The organism is Yersinia sp. 2541 StPb PI, assembly GCF_052217145.1.
Classification (GTDB): Bacteria; Pseudomonadota; Gammaproteobacteria; order Enterobacterales; family Enterobacteriaceae; genus Yersinia; species Yersinia enterocolitica_E.
In genome coordinates this window covers 3,242,245-3,256,065 of record NZ_JAZGQB010000001.1, presented here as the reverse complement: position 1 = coordinate 3,256,065, position 13,821 = coordinate 3,242,245, and the positions used below count along the sequence as shown (strand labels likewise).

The following is a 13,821-nucleotide window of genomic DNA, read 5'->3' as shown; positions in this document are numbered from 1 at the left end:
GATGTTAGTTTGATAACTAACTCAAGATAGAGGCCACCTTGCGGTGGCCTTTTTTGTGGCTAATCAGAACGTATTCAGGGCGGTGATTAAGATAATATCTGTTTGCGCTTGTTGCTTAGCCTGCTCAGTGCTGGCACTGGTAGTTTGTTGCTGCAACGTAGCCAATGCAGCATCATAACTGGCTCTATCCTTAAACAACTTATCTTTGACGTTAATTGACGCAATATTGGTGTAGCGACCATCTGCTGTTGCTGGTACTGCAATTTTGCCACTATTAATCAACTGTTTGACAATCTTCTGCTGTTTGTCAAAACCTTCCAACCCGATTAAATGCCAGCGCTGCTGAACTTTACCCTCATACTTCCCGGCCTTAATATCAGTCAAATAGCGAATGGTCAGATTACGTATTGTGCCGTCTTCCTCACCGTATTGTGCTTTACTGTCTGATAACACTTGGAATTTCTGTCCTTCCAATGCGCCACCTTTTTGCGTCAAATGCCCCATCCGGTAACTGTTCATTCCCAGATGAATAGGAGTGCTATCGGTAACAGGCGTGCCGTCATTGAGGCGTAGGTCGGTGATGCGCGAACCTGCTGGTTTACGCAAATCGATGGTGTAGGTCACACCATCGAAGAAGTCATTGGTCGAATATTTTGAAGCGCGACGTTGTGGATTAAAACTGTAGGTGACATCACCCGCTTTAACCTGATTAAAGTAATCAGCCGACCACTCCATGTACTGTTTTAACGCTTTACCGGTCAGAGCATAAACGGTGATTTCACCGCCGGCATATTGATAGTTAAATGCAATGTCTTTAGCGGTGATATCACCGACATCCAGTTTAGGATGGTCGTTATCAATCTGTAAGGCAATAACCTGCGCCTGAGGAGCATAATAATGTGCCGCCTCCTGATACAACGCGCTGATACCGGTATCCTGAATATGGACCTGAGGAATACCTTTAATCTCATCGGATGGTACCAGATTACTGCCGCTCAAGGTTGCAATCACCCGATTAGCATTGGCGCGCAAAATATCATGATAAGGCTGGTAAATCGCTTCCAGCTTTTTATCAGACTCGATTCCCTTGATCGGGTAGGTATAGCTGTCTTTATCCACCAGATGATATTTACCCTCACGCTGCTCAAATTTCAGATCAATGCGGGAGAGCGCGCGGCCATACTTATCTGGTTCAGTGATAATGACACCGTTAACCACTGCTTTATCAATCTTCACATGCATATGACCTGCGACAATGGCTGCCAGCTCTGGATTGGCCTTGGCGATATCGCCAACCCCGGTGCCAGGGCGCTGATTCTCATTATCGACTCCCATATGGGCAACCAGCACGATGGCATCTACTTGTGGCTGGATTTGCTGAATAACCTTTTTCACTTCTTGTACTGGATCGGTGAAATGAATGCCATTGATACGGTCGGTGCCTTGTGCAAACTCCGCAGTCATTGGGGTATCCATGCCAATAATGCCGATTTTCACCCCTTGACGTTCGATGATTTTATAAGAGGGGAGGTAAGGTTTACCTGAATCCCAGAAGATATTCCCCGCCAGTGCCGTGCCATCAAATTGTTTTAGTGAAGTGGAAAGGGCTTTCAGGCCAAAATCAAATTCGTGGTTGCCCATCACCCAGGCATCATATTTTAAGGCATTGAAGCCGAGAATCATCGGGCTGATCGGCTCATTTTTAAAGGTTTCAACAAAGTTGCCCTGAAGGGTATCACCGGCATCGACCAGAATCACATTCGGCTGTTCAGCCCGTATTTTTTGCACTTTCGTGGCTATCTGGCTCAGGCTACCGGCTAAGTTTTCACTGTCACTGGCATAGTCCCACGGCACAAAAGTACCATGTAAATCAGAGGTGCCTAAAATAGTGATATCAACTTGTTGCGCGGCGATGGAAGTGGTACTGACACAGAGTAATGTGGTGAGCGCTATTTTTTTCATTGTAGAGGATTCAATATTTTATCAAGAAATAGCATTTCATCATGCAACAAAATGGCAACACTTGCGAACGCTTCCCTCAAGTTAGACTAATATATTTATATAAAACTCGGAATTGTGATTTAACTCTCTCTGAGTGTAATAAATTTAAACGTTAATCTGGATCGCATAATAACGCAGTAATAAAGCATTAGAGAAACCATAAAATTACATTTCATTAACAGATTGGGGTTATATAAAAACAATCAAACTTTTAATTAACATGAAAAAGAATTAATTGTTCTAAATCAAGTTTTGAATATAGCAATAATGTTCATATGAGCTTAAATTGTTCTAGATCAAACTACGGCGGGATGGGCAAATGGCCTGTTTGTTGACCTGTATCCAGAACTCAACGCTGGGTCACGTAAAATCCTATTTATTGTGTGGGATTAGAAGCGTACTATTACCGCGGTGTAATACTGGGTAGTTGATATTGTTATTTTTGTTGTGTTTTTTTGGGCATTCACTGCGGGGTAATTTCAGGGCTTCCAATTTAGTTAGCGGAGGCTCGGTTGCCGCAAGTCGGAGTCTTCCTGCGAGGAGCAAGGAGTCAAGATGTTTGATATTGTCGAACTGTCACGGTTACAGTTTGCCTTAACGGCAATGTACCATTTCTTATTTGTCCCACTAACGCTGGGTATGGCGTTTATGTTGGCAATTATGGAATCGGTTTATGTGCTGTCTGGTAAACAAATCTATAAAGATATGACCAAATTCTGGGGCAAGTTATTTGCTATTAACTTTGCTCTGGGGGTTGCTACTGGTTTGACTATGGAGTTCCAGTTCGGGACTAACTGGTCATATTTCTCACATTACGTCGGTGATATCTTCGGTGCCCCTCTGGCAATTGAAGGTTTGATGGCGTTCTTCCTGGAGTCTACTTTCGTCGGTCTGTTCTTCTTCGGATGGGATCGCCTGAGTAAACATCAGCATTTGGCTGTAACCTGGCTGGTTGCATTAGGCTCTAACTTCTCTGCGTTGTGGATCTTGGTTGCCAACGGTTGGATGCAAAACCCGATTGCATCTGATTTCAACTTTGAAACTATGCGTATGGAAATGCTGAGCTTCTCTGAACTGGTTCTCAACCCGGTTGCACAGGTGAAATTCGTTCACACTGTAGCGGCAGGGTATGTGACTGGCGCGATGTTTGTGCTGGGTATCAGTTCTTACTATCTGTTGAAAGGCCGTGATATTCCGTTTGCCAAGCGTTCCTTTGCCATTGCGGCGAGCTTTGGCTTGGCTGCCGTATTGTCGGTTATCGTGCTGGGTGATGAATCTGGTTACGAAATGGGCGATGTGCAGAAAACCAAATTGGCTGCAATTGAAGCTGAATGGGAAACCCAACCGCCTCCGGCAGCCTTTACGCTGTTTGCTATCCCGAATCAAGAAACCATGGAGAACCGATTTGCGGTTCAGATTCCATTTGCCTTGGGGATAATAGCGACCCGTTCATTGGATACACCGGTTATCGGCTTGCGTGATTTGATGTCTCAGCATGAAGTCCGTATCCGTAATGGTATTCATGCTTACAGTCTGCTAGAAAAATTACGTTCGGGTAACACTGACCCTGAGGTGCGTGAAGCCTTTAGTAAGGCGAAACAAGATCTGGGCTACGGTCTGTTACTGAAGCGTTATACCCAAAACGTTACCGATGCGACTGAAGAACAAATTCAGTTGGCGGCTAAAGACTCAATCCCACGTGTTCTGCCACTGTATTTCGCTTTCCGCATCATGGTTGCCTGTGGCTTCCTGATGTTGCTGATTATCGGTCTGTCCTTCTATAACGTAGTTCGTGGCCGGATTGGTGAGAAAAAATGGTTACTGCGCGCAGCATTGTTTGGTATTCCGTTGCCGTGGATTGCAGTAGAAGCAGGTTGGTTTGTGGCGGAATATGGTCGTCAGCCATGGGCTATCGGTGAAGTGCTGCCGACAGCAATTGCAAACTCGTCAGTCACCGCTGGGGATATTCTATTCTCCATGGGGTTGATCTGTGGTCTGTACACGCTGTTCCTGGTGGCAGAAATGTACCTGATGTTCAAATTCGCGCGCCTTGGGCCAAGTAGCCTGAAAACGGGCCGCTATCATTTTGAACAGCCGACTGCCCCAGTGCAGGAAGCACGGTAAACAGGAGTCCACTTATGTTTGATTATGAAGTATTACGATTTATCTGGTGGCTGCTGATCGGTGTGCTGCTGATTGGGTTCGCAGTAACCGATGGTTTCGATATGGGTGTCGGTATCCTGCTGCGTATCATCGGTAAGAATGATACAGAACGTCGTATTATGATTAACTCGATTGCCCCTCACTGGGATGGTAATCAGGTTTGGTTGATCACTGCGGGTGGGGCGCTGTTTGCTGCCTGGCCAATGGTGTATGCAGCCGCATTCTCCGGCTTCTATATTGCGATGATTTTGGTATTGGCTGCGTTATTCTTCCGTCCGGTCGGTTTTGATTACCGTTCTAAGGTGGAAGATAACCGTTGGCGCAATATGTGGGACTGGGGCATTTTTGCTGGTAGCTTCGTGCCAGCGGTAGTCTTCGGTGTGGCATTCGGTAACTTGCTGCAAGGGGTACCGTTCCACATGGATAGCTACATGCGCCTGTTCTACACCGGTAACTTCTTCCAGTTGCTGAATCCGTTTGGGTTACTGGCGGGTGTTGTCAGCTTGACCATGCTGGTAACGCAAGGTGCTACTTACCTGCAAATGCGTACCCGTGGTGAGTTGCATCTGCGCTCCCGTACTGCGGCTCAGATCTCTGCGTTGGTGATGAGTGTGGCCTTCCTGTTGGCCGGTATCTGGTTAGTTAAAGGTATTGATGGCTTCGTTATAACCTCAGCTTTGGATACGGCGGCTGAATCTAACCCGATGCGCAAAGAAGTTGCACATCAGGCGGGTGCATGGTTGATTAACTTCAATAAGTACCCAAGCCTGTGGGCGCTACCTGCTCTTGGGGTTATTCTGCCACTGTTCACCATTTTGCTGTCGCGCTTTGAAAAAGGGGCTTGGGCCTTCCTGTTCTCATCACTGACTATTGCCTGTGTGATTCTGACTGCCGGGGTAACTATGTTCCCGTTCGTTATGCCATCAAGCACGGTACCAAATGTCAGTCTGACAATGTGGGATGCCACCTCTAGCCTGTTGACGCTGAAAGTGATGACCGTTGTTGCGATAATCTTTGTTCCTATCATCCTGCTGTACACCAGTTGGTGTTACTACAAGATGTTCGGGCGCATTGATAAAGACTTTATCGAAAACAATAAGCACTCACTGTACTAAGGAGCATAAAGCATGTGGTATTTTGCCTGGATTCTAGGGACACTTCTGGCCTGCTCCTTTGGTATCATTACTGCTCTGGCGCTGGAGCAGAGTGAAGCCAATGCAGCAGCGAAAGCCGCTAATAATGGCAATGATGATGTTGTCTGATAAGTTATACGATTTACTGGATAAGGGCCCGTTCAGGGCCCTTTCACTGGTGCTCGCGTTTGCTGTGGCATTCTGTGTGTTTTGGGACCCTTCGCGTTTTGCGGCGGCAACCAGTTCACTTGAGGTCTGGCAAGAGGTGTTTATCGTGTGGGCGGTTTGTACCGGTGTGATTCATGGGGTAGGTTTTCGCCCTAAGCGGATATGGTTGCGTGCTTTTTTCTCACCACTTCCCGCAATTGTGATCTTGGGCGCGGGATTATTCTACTTTTTTGTCTAATCTGTACACGTTTCGTCTAATCTGAACACAATCTATCCTTATGGGCCATTCGGCCCATAATTATTTTCGTTCTATTCCCTCAAGTGATTCCAAAGCTTAGCGCTCTTCAGTATAGTGTGTCCGTTAACTGCATTACTGGGAAGTAGAGTGAGTAATACGTTGTTTCGATGGCCGGTACGTGTCTATTTTGAAGACACCGATGCTGGCGGCGTGGTATACCACGCACGCTACGTTGCCTTTTATGAAAGGGCGCGCACTGAAATGTTGCGCCAACGCAATTTTCACCAGCAGCAATTGCTCAGTGAGCATGTCGCTTTCGCTGTCCGCCGCATGACGGTAGAATACCTGGCACCGGCACGTCTTGATGATATGCTGGAAGTACAGAGTGAAATTACCGCAATGCGTGGGGCTTCTCTCACGTTTGCTCAACGAATTCTCGACACACATGGCAATCTTCTGAGTAGTGCAGAAGTATTGATCGCATGTATCGATCCACACCAAATGAAGCCAAGAGCGCTTCCTAAGTCTATTGTCGCGGAGTTTAAGTAGTGGCTGACATGAACATTCTGGATTTATTCCTGCAGGCAAGCCTATTCGTTAAGCTTATCATGCTGGTATTAATGGGCTTTTCTATTGCTTCATGGGCGATCATCATTCAACGAACGCGTATTCTGAATGCTGCCACCCGCGATGCAGAAGCCTTTGAAGATAAGTTTTGGTCCGGTATTGAGCTGTCTCGCTTGTATCAGGAAAGCCAGGCTCGTCGCGAGACTCTCGGGGGCTCCGAGCAGATCTTCCATTCTGGATTTAAAGAGTTTGCCCGTTTACATCGCGCAAACAGCCATGCACCAGAGGCGGTGATTGACGGTGCCTCCCGTGCGATGCGCATCTCAATGAACCGTGAATTAGAAGCTCTGGAAACTCATATTCCATTCCTCGGTACTGTTGGTTCCATCAGCCCGTATATTGGCCTGTTTGGTACAGTATGGGGGATTATGCATGCCTTTATTTCTCTGGGTGCAGTAAAGCAGGCGACATTACAAATGGTCGCACCAGGTATTGCCGAAGCACTGATTGCTACCGCGATCGGTCTGTTCGCTGCGATCCCTGCTGTTATGGCCTATAACCGCCTGAACCAGCGCGTGAATAAACTTGAACAAAACTATGACAACTTCATGGAAGAGTTCATTGCTATTCTGCATCGTCAGGCTTTTGCCAGCGCCGAGAGCAAATAAGTAGGGGGTTGTATGGCGCGAGTACGTGGTCGTAAACGTCGCGAGCTTAAGTCTGAAATTAACATTGTTCCCTTACTGGACGTGTTGCTGGTGCTATTGCTGATCTTTATGGCGACCGCGCCGATCATTACGCAAAGCGTTGAGGTGGACTTGCCCGACGCGACGGACTCAAAAACCGTCTCAAGTGATGATAATCCACCAGTGATTGTGGAAGTGTCAGGGGTGGGGCAATACTCGTTGGTGGTAGATCACCAGCGGATGGAGCAACTGCCTTCAGAACAAGTTGTGGCAGAGGCTCAGGCCAGATTGAAATCGAATCCGAAAACTGTGTTCCTGATAGGTGGTGCTAAAGAGGTGCCTTATGATGAAATTATCAAGGCTCTGAATATGCTGCATCAGGCGGGTGTGACGTCGGTGGGCTTAATGACTCAACCGATATAAATTTGCGTTGATATTGGTTGGATTGAGAGTCACTCCAGCCAGTAGATACCTTGTTTTTAGCAGTTCCGTTTTTTAGCAATAGATGCGGACATCGAGTGTGGAAATCGAGCGTGGGTAAGGCAACCGAGCAAAATGATAAGCTGAATCGCGCCGTTATCGTGTCGGTGGTTCTGCACATCATATTGATTGCCCTGTTGATTTGGGGCTCTCTGACGCAGAAGACTGAAATGGGCGGCGGCGGTGCTGGCGGCGAAGTTATTGACGCCGTCATGGTCGATCCGGGCGCAGTAACAGAACAGTATAACCGTCAGCAGCAACAGCAGACTGACGCTAAACGCGCAGAACAACAGCGCCAGAAAAAAGCCGATCAGCAAGCAGAAGAATTGCAGCAAAAGCAGGCTGCTGAGCAACAACGGCTGAAAGAATTGGAAAAAGAGCGTCTGCAAGCGCAAGAAGATGCCAAGCAGGCGGCTGAAGAACAGAAAAAACAAGCCGCTGAGCAGCAAAAAGAGGCCGCTGAGCAACAGAAAGTTGCTGCTGCCGCTGCTGCAAAAGCGAAAGAAGAGCAGAAACAGGCAGAGGCCGCAGCCGCACAAGCAAAAGCAGAAGCTGATAAAATCGTGAAAGCACAAGCTGACGCGCAGAAAAAAGCAGAAGCCGAAGCCAAAAAAGAGGCGGCTGTAGCAGCAGCAGCGAAGAAACAAGCTGATGCTGAGGCGAAGAAAGCGGCTGATGCTGCCGAGAAAGCAGCAACTGCCGCCGCTGAGAAGAAAGCTGCGGCTGATGCTGAGAAAAAAGCGGCCGCAGAGGCTAAAAAAACCGCTGCTGCTGATGCCAAGAAAAAAGCGGCTGCAGAAGCGGCGGCAACAACCGATGTTGATGATTTATTTGGTGGTTTAGCTAACTCCAAAAATGCACCGAAAAGTGGGGCCGGCGCGGGCGCTGCTGCTGCGGGTAAAGGTGGTGGCAAGAAGAGCGGGGCATCAGCGGGTGATGTTAGTGGCTATTTGGGCCAGATAACCGCCGCGATCCAGAGTAAATTTTATGATGCAGATCTTTACAAAGGCCGTACCTGTGATCTGCGAATTAAATTAGCACCAGATGGTCTATTAATTGATGTTAAAGCAGAAGGGGGTGACCCGGCACTGTGCCAGGCTGCTATCGCTGCTGCAAAACAAGCGAAGATTCCTAAGCCTCCAAGCTCGGACGTTTATGAAGTGTTTAAGAATGCTCCGCTTGTATTTAAACCTCAATAAAGGTTGATTAACAGGGGTATAACTTTGTTGATCAACCGTGGATTATGTAGTTTTGTTTGCGTTGGTTTGTTAAAATTCTGCTAATTATCGCGGGCATCCCGCTCGGATAAGGGAGATAAGATGAAGCAGGCATTTCGAGTTGCGCTAGGCTTTTTAGTTTTGTGGGCTTCTGTGTTACATGCAGAAGTTCGAATTGAGATTACCCAAGGGGTAGACTCTGCTCGTCCAATTGGTGTTGTTCCGTTTAAATGGATGGGGCCGGGTACACCACCTGAAGAGATCGGTGCTATTGTTGGCGCAGATTTACGTAACAGCGGCAAATTTAACCCAATTGATGCGGCTCGCATGCCACAACAGCCTTCAACTGCGGCAGAAGTAACGCCAGCAGCCTGGACTGCGTTGGGTATTGATGCTGTTGTTGTTGGTCAGGTTCAACCGAGTGCTGATGGTAGCTATGTGGTTTCTTACCAGTTAGTCGATACTTCTGGTGCAGCCGGTAGCGTTTTAGCGCAAAATCAGTATAAAGTAACTAAACAATGGTTACGTTATTCAGCGCATACTGCCAGTGATGAGGTATTTGAGAAGCTGACTGGGATTAAAGGTGCTTTCCGTACCCGTATTGCTTATGTTGTGCAAACCAACGGCGGCAAATTCCCACACGAATTGCGGGTTTCTGATTACGACGGCTACAACCAGTTTGTCGTTCACCGTTCGCCAGAACCTTTGATGTCACCAGCTTGGTCTTCAGATGGTAGCAAAATTGCTTATGTCACTTTCGAGAGTGGTAAGTCAGCACTGGTTATTCAGACGCTGGCTAATGGTGCAATCAGACAAGTGGCTTCATTCCCTCGTCATAACGGTGCGCCTTCTTTCTCACCGGACGGGACTAAACTGGCTTTCGCGTTATCTAAAAGCGGTAGTTTGAACTTGTATGTTATGGACTTAGGGTCTGGTCAAATCAGCCAGGTTACTGATGGTCGTAGCAATAACACTGAACCAAGCTGGTTCCCGGATAGCCAGAATCTGGCCTATACCTCGGATCAGGGCGGTCGTCCACAAGTGTATAAAGTGAATATTAATGGTGGTGCACCACAGCGAATCACGTGGGAAGGTTCTCAGAACCAGAACGCAGATGTGAGTCCTGATGGTAAGTTCCTGGCATTGGTTAGTTCTAATGGTGGGGCACAACACATCGCCAAACAGGATCTAGAAACGGGAGCCGTTCAAGTATTAACGGACACGTTCCTGGATGAAACGCCTAGTATCGCGCCTAACGGCACCATGGTTATCTATAGCTCGACACAAGGGCTGGGAGCTGTGTTACAGCTGGTCTCGACTGATGGGCGTTTCAAAGCGCGTCTTCCGGCAACTGATGGACAGGTCAAATTTCCTGCCTGGTCGCCGTATCTGTGATGCATGTGTAAATACGTATGTATGGCAAACTATAAAAGGATCAAAGAGATGCAACTGAACAAAGTGCTAAAAGGGCTAATGTTGGCTTTGCCAGTTCTGGCAATCGCTGCGTGTAGTTCTAACAAAAGCGCAAATAATGACCAATCTGGCATGGGCGCTGGCACTGGTACAGAAAATGGCAGCAACTTGTCTTCAGAAGAGCAAGCTCGTCTTCAGATGCAAGAACTGCAAAAGAACAATATCGTTTACTTCGGTTTCGATAAATACGATATCGGTTCTGACTTCGCTCAAATGCTGGATGCACATGCTGCATTCCTGCGTAGCAACCCATCTTACAAAGTTGTTGTTGAAGGCCACGCGGATGAACGCGGTACGCCAGAATACAACATCGCGTTGGGCGAGCGTCGTGCAAATGCTGTGAAAATGTATCTGCAAGGTAAAGGCGTTTCGGCTGACCAGATCTCTATCGTTTCTTACGGTAAAGAGAAACCAGCAGTACTGGGCCATGACGAAGCAGCGTTCGCTAAAAACCGTCGTGCAGTTCTGGTTTACTAAGAGAATCGCATGAACAGTAACTTCAGACGTCACTTAGTGGGTCTGTCGTTACTGGTTGGCGTAGCGGTCCCATGGGCCGCTACTGCCCAAGCGCCAATCAGTAATGTCGGCTCCGGCTCGGTAGAAGATCGGGTCACTCAACTTGAGCGTATTTCCAACGCTCACAGCCAACTATTAACTCAACTTCAGCAACAGCTATCCGATTCGCAACGCGATGTAGATAGTTTACGCGGTCAGATCCAAGAAAATCAGTACCAGCTCAATCAAATTGTTGAGCGGCAAAAACAGATCTACCAGCAGATGGAGAGTCTGAGCGGTGGTCAGGGGGCGCAGGGTTCAGCTTCTGCGGCTACTGGTGCTGCGACAGATAATTCTGCGGCTGGAAGTTCCGCTACTGCTGCCGCAGGCGCAGCGGCTGCTACAGCGGCACCTGCAGCAAGTACTGGTGATGAAAACAGCGATTATAATGCAGCCGTTTCTTTGGCTCTTGAGAAAAAGCAATTCGATCAAGCGATCACTGCTTTCCAAGGTTTTGTGAAACAGTATCCAAAGTCGACTTACCAGCCTAATGCCAACTATTGGTTAGGGCAGTTGTATTACAACAAAGGTAAGAAAGACGACGCTGCATATTATTATGCTGTTGTAGTAAAAAATTATCCAAAGTCTCCAAAAAGTTCAGAAGCGATGTTTAAAGTTGGGGTGATCATGCAGGATAAAGGCCAAAGCGATAAAGCGAAGGCGGTTTATCAACAAGTGATCAAGCAATATCCTAATACTGATGCTGCTAAACAGGCACAGAAACGTTTATCTGCTCTTTAGCCATTTTCGAGTCCAGGAATTGGTCATATTGACTAATTTCTGGACTTTGGCGAGCGAAGAACAAGCAGTTAAACGCTTCAACAGAAATTTAAGTTGCACTGTGAAGAGAAATTAGTAATATATGCCGCCGTTGCCAAGACAACTTGTAAAACGTTAAAGCAGCAGGAAATTATAGTAAGCAATGCACATAATGGGTCGTTAGCTCAGTTGGTAGAGCAGTTGACTTTTAATCAATTGGTCGCAGGTTCGAATCCCGCACGACCCACCATTATGCAGAGTTATTAGGGTATCAAATCGTAGGGATGAGAGCCGTAAAGGTTCGAGCCGAGCGAAGCGAGACAGCAACGCGTAGCGTTGACCCGAAGGGCGAGTCCGCAGGACGAGTAATCCCGCACGACCACCACTATGTTAAGCAGTACCGCATTACAGCGGGTCGTTAGCTCAGTTGGTAGAGCAGTTGACTTTTAATCAATTGGTCGCAGGTTCGAATCCCGCACGACCCACCATTCTCCCCGCACGCCGGTTTGAATGTAAGAAGTTGAAATCAGCGCAAAGATTTTTCTTCCTGTTTTGTACTAAAAAGTACCCGAAGTGCGAGTAATCCCGCACGACAGGCACTAAATTGTCATTAGTAGCATACATAATGGGTCGTTAGCTCAGTTGGTAGAGCAGTTGACTTTTAATCAATTGGTCGCAGGTTCGAATCCCGCACGACCCACCATTATGTCAAGTAATCCCGCACGACAGGCACTGAATTGTCATTAGTAGTACACATAATGGGTCGTTAGCTCAGTTGGTAGAGCAGTTGACTTTTAATCAATTGGTCGCAGGTTCGAATCCCGCACGACCCACCATTATGCAGAGTTATTAGGGTATCAAATCGTAGGGATGAGAGCCGTAAAGGTTCGAGCCGAGCGAAGCGAGACAGCAACGCGTAGCGTTGACCCGAAGGGCGAGTCCGCAGGACGAGTAATCCCGCACGACCCACCATTATGTCAAGTAATCCCGCACAACCTACCATTATACCCCCCAGTGATACCTTTTCCCTGTAATGTTACATATACTGCTAATCTCAGTGTCCCAAAGTTCCCCCTATAATTCTCTGACATTCCATCTGTATCTCACTTTTCCATCTCATTTTTAACTCCATTAAACATTTTCACCATTATCAGACAATTTTGGGCGACTTTTAGCTGGATATTGGGTATTTTGTTTAGGATAAAAAACAAATGAAGTCTTACTGGCAGCCAGCAACGTTTGCTGACTCTGGAATAACTGGCAACAGAGATGTGAGCGATGAGTGAAACTTTTGATGTAAATGCGGCTATTTATCCATTTCCTCCACGGCCTGTCCTTTTGGATGAAGAGGAAAAAGCCTTTTACCGTGAGAAGATCAAAACACTGCTGAAGCAGCGCGATGCAGTGTTAGTCGCTCACTATTATACTGATCCCGAAATCCAAGCTTTAGCCGAAGAAACCGGCGGTTGCGTCGCCGATTCCCTTGAAATGGCACGATTTGGTAATAACCATCCGGCATCGACATTACTGGTCGCCGGCGTGCGTTTCATGGGAGAGACGGCCAAAATCTTGAACCCTGAGAAGCAAGTGTTGATGCCAACCCTGAATGCAGAGTGTTCACTGGATTTAGGCTGCCCGGCGGATGAATTTGCCGCATTTTGTGATAGTCATCCAGACCGCACCGTAGTGGTGTATGCCAATACCTCTGCGGCGGTTAAGGCCCGAGCTGATTGGGTAGTGACCTCCAGTATTGCGGTTGAGCTTATTGAGCATCTCGATAGCTTGGGTGAGAAAATTATCTGGGCGCCGGATCGCCACTTGGGCAATTATGTGCAGAAGAAGAGCGGGGCCGATGTATTGTGCTGGCAGGGGGCCTGTATCGTCCATGACGAGTTTAAAACTCAGGCACTGGCTCGCATGAAAGTACTGCATCCTGATGCTGCGGTGTTAGTTCACCCGGAATCACCCCAGGCCGTGGTTGATATGGCTGATGCTGTCGGCTCGACTAGCCAACTGATTCAGGCTGCAAAAACGTTGCCACAGCAAAAACTTATTGTGGCGACTGACCGTGGCATTTTTTACAAAATGCAGCAGGCGTGCCCAGATAAAGAATTATTCGAAGCCCCGACGGCGGGTGAAGGTGCGACGTGCAGAACATGCGCTCACTGTCCGTGGATGGCAATGAATGGTCTCAGAGCGATTGCTGAGGGGCTGGAGCAGGGAGGTGTAATGCATGAGATACATGTCGATGAAGAATTGCGTCAGCAGGCGCTGATACCGCTGAATCGGATGTTGGATTTTGCCAACCAGTTGAAGTTACAGGTCAAAGGCAATGCCTAAGTCGTAAATGACACCGATTGACCTCAATACTTATTATTTCT

Annotated in this window: 13 protein-coding genes, 4 tRNA genes and 2 other RNA genes; 18 read left to right on the top strand and 1 reads right to left on the bottom strand. The window is 47.6% G+C overall.

Annotation, left to right across the window (positions count from 1 at the left end; translation table 11 throughout):
- Positions 1–63: 63 nt before the first annotated feature.
- Positions 64–1,962: a bifunctional metallophosphatase/5'-nucleotidase gene (locus tag V1953_RS14720; RefSeq protein WP_442851080.1), complete on the bottom strand. Its 1,899-nt coding sequence runs from the start codon at positions 1,960–1,962 to the stop codon at positions 64–66.
- A 594-nt stretch (positions 1,963–2,556) separates the two neighbouring features.
- On the opposite strand from V1953_RS14720, the gene cydA reads away from it, so the two are divergent.
- The 18 genes from cydA to nadA all read left to right on the top strand — a co-directional run bounded on the left by cydA (position 2,557) and on the right by nadA (position 13,780).
- Positions 2,557–4,125 (top strand): cytochrome ubiquinol oxidase subunit I, encoded by a 1,569-nt coding sequence (gene cydA, locus V1953_RS14715; protein WP_083159591.1) that lies wholly within the window; start codon positions 2,557–2,559, stop codon positions 4,123–4,125.
- A 14-nt stretch (positions 4,126–4,139) separates the two neighbouring features.
- Complete coding sequence (gene cydB / locus V1953_RS14710) at positions 4,140–5,279, top strand: cytochrome d ubiquinol oxidase subunit II (protein ID WP_083159589.1); 1,140 nt, start codon at positions 4,140–4,142, stop codon at positions 5,277–5,279.
- Between the two features lie 12 nt (positions 5,280–5,291).
- Positions 5,292–5,426 carry a cytochrome bd-I oxidase subunit CydX gene (gene cydX, locus V1953_RS14705; protein ID WP_025383069.1) on the top strand — a complete coding sequence of 45 codons (135 nt, stop codon included), beginning with the start codon at positions 5,292–5,294 and terminating at the stop codon, positions 5,424–5,426.
- Positions 5,416–5,703, top strand: coding sequence for a cyd operon protein YbgE (gene ybgE / locus V1953_RS14700; RefSeq protein WP_442851332.1), 288 nt, complete (start codon positions 5,416–5,418; stop codon positions 5,701–5,703). The genes cydX and ybgE overlap by 11 nt, the downstream gene beginning before the upstream one ends.
- A gap of 147 nt (positions 5,704–5,850) precedes the next feature.
- Complete coding sequence (gene ybgC, locus V1953_RS14695; protein ID WP_032907060.1) at positions 5,851–6,252, top strand: tol-pal system-associated acyl-CoA thioesterase; 402 nt, start codon at positions 5,851–5,853, stop codon at positions 6,250–6,252.
- Positions 6,252–6,938: a Tol-Pal system protein TolQ gene (gene tolQ / locus V1953_RS14690; protein WP_005188971.1), complete on the top strand. Its 687-nt coding sequence runs from the start codon at positions 6,252–6,254 to the stop codon at positions 6,936–6,938. Before ybgC ends, tolQ begins: the two co-directional genes overlap by 1 nt.
- 12 nt (positions 6,939–6,950) lie before the next feature.
- Complete coding sequence (gene tolR, locus V1953_RS14685; protein ID WP_083159585.1) at positions 6,951–7,379, top strand: colicin uptake protein TolR; 429 nt, start codon at positions 6,951–6,953, stop codon at positions 7,377–7,379.
- Positions 7,380–7,489: 110 nt separating this feature from the next.
- Positions 7,490–8,635 carry a cell envelope integrity protein TolA gene (tolA, locus tag V1953_RS14680; protein WP_193784696.1) on the top strand — a complete coding sequence of 382 codons (1,146 nt, stop codon included), beginning with the start codon at positions 7,490–7,492 and terminating at the stop codon, positions 8,633–8,635.
- Between the two features lie 120 nt (positions 8,636–8,755).
- The gene (tolB, locus tag V1953_RS14675; RefSeq protein WP_083159580.1) at positions 8,756–10,048 is read left to right on the top strand and encodes a Tol-Pal system beta propeller repeat protein TolB; all 1,293 of its coding nucleotides are present in this window, start codon (positions 8,756–8,758) and stop codon (positions 10,046–10,048) included.
- 48 nt (positions 10,049–10,096) lie between these two features.
- A complete protein-coding gene (gene pal / locus V1953_RS14670) occupies positions 10,097–10,603 on the top strand; it encodes a peptidoglycan-associated lipoprotein Pal (RefSeq protein ID WP_004393299.1) in 507 nt (168 codons plus the stop codon).
- Between the two features lie 9 nt (positions 10,604–10,612).
- Entirely contained in the window at positions 10,613–11,422 is an 810-nt protein-coding gene (gene cpoB / locus V1953_RS14665; protein ID WP_083159578.1) for a cell division protein CpoB, read from the top strand.
- A 192-nt stretch (positions 11,423–11,614) separates the two neighbouring features.
- A tRNA-Lys gene (locus tag V1953_RS14660) sits at positions 11,615–11,690 on the top strand.
- 12 nt (positions 11,691–11,702) lie between these two features.
- Positions 11,703–11,828: non-coding RNA, RtT sRNA (locus V1953_RS14655), on the top strand.
- Between the two features lie 24 nt (positions 11,829–11,852).
- Positions 11,853–11,928: transfer RNA gene (locus V1953_RS14650), tRNA-Lys, on the top strand.
- 139 nt (positions 11,929–12,067) lie between these two features.
- Positions 12,068–12,143 (top strand) — tRNA-Lys (locus V1953_RS14645).
- 57 nt (positions 12,144–12,200) lie between these two features.
- Positions 12,201–12,276 (top strand) — tRNA-Lys (locus V1953_RS14640).
- A 14-nt stretch (positions 12,277–12,290) separates the two neighbouring features.
- A non-coding RNA gene (locus tag V1953_RS14635) (RtT sRNA) lies at positions 12,291–12,412 on the top strand.
- Positions 12,413–12,718: 306 nt separating this feature from the next.
- Entirely contained in the window at positions 12,719–13,780 is a 1,062-nt protein-coding gene (gene nadA / locus V1953_RS14630; protein WP_083159576.1) for a quinolinate synthase NadA, read from the top strand.
- Positions 13,781–13,821: the final 41 nt, after the last annotated feature.

Excerpts from the sequence above, each read along its gene's own strand:
- V1953_RS14720 (WP_442851080.1), bottom strand. The coding sequence starts at position 1,962 with ATGAAAAAAATAGCGCTCACCACATTACTCTGTGTCAGTACCACTTCC.
- cydA (WP_083159591.1), top strand. The coding sequence starts at position 2,557 with ATGTTTGATATTGTCGAACTGTCACGGTTACAGTTTGCCTTAACGGCA.
- cydB (WP_083159589.1), top strand. The coding sequence starts at position 4,140 with ATGTTTGATTATGAAGTATTACGATTTATCTGGTGGCTGCTGATCGGT.
- cydX (WP_025383069.1), top strand. The coding sequence starts at position 5,292 with ATGTGGTATTTTGCCTGGATTCTAGGGACACTTCTGGCCTGCTCCTTT.
- ybgE (WP_442851332.1), top strand. The coding sequence starts at position 5,416 with ATGTTGTCTGATAAGTTATACGATTTACTGGATAAGGGCCCGTTCAGG.
- tolR (WP_083159585.1), top strand. The coding sequence starts at position 6,951 with ATGGCGCGAGTACGTGGTCGTAAACGTCGCGAGCTTAAGTCTGAAATT.
- tolB (WP_083159580.1), top strand. The coding sequence starts at position 8,756 with ATGAAGCAGGCATTTCGAGTTGCGCTAGGCTTTTTAGTTTTGTGGGCT.
- pal (WP_004393299.1), top strand. The coding sequence starts at position 10,097 with ATGCAACTGAACAAAGTGCTAAAAGGGCTAATGTTGGCTTTGCCAGTT.
- cpoB (WP_083159578.1), top strand. The coding sequence starts at position 10,613 with ATGAACAGTAACTTCAGACGTCACTTAGTGGGTCTGTCGTTACTGGTT.
- nadA (WP_083159576.1), top strand. The coding sequence starts at position 12,719 with ATGAGTGAAACTTTTGATGTAAATGCGGCTATTTATCCATTTCCTCCA.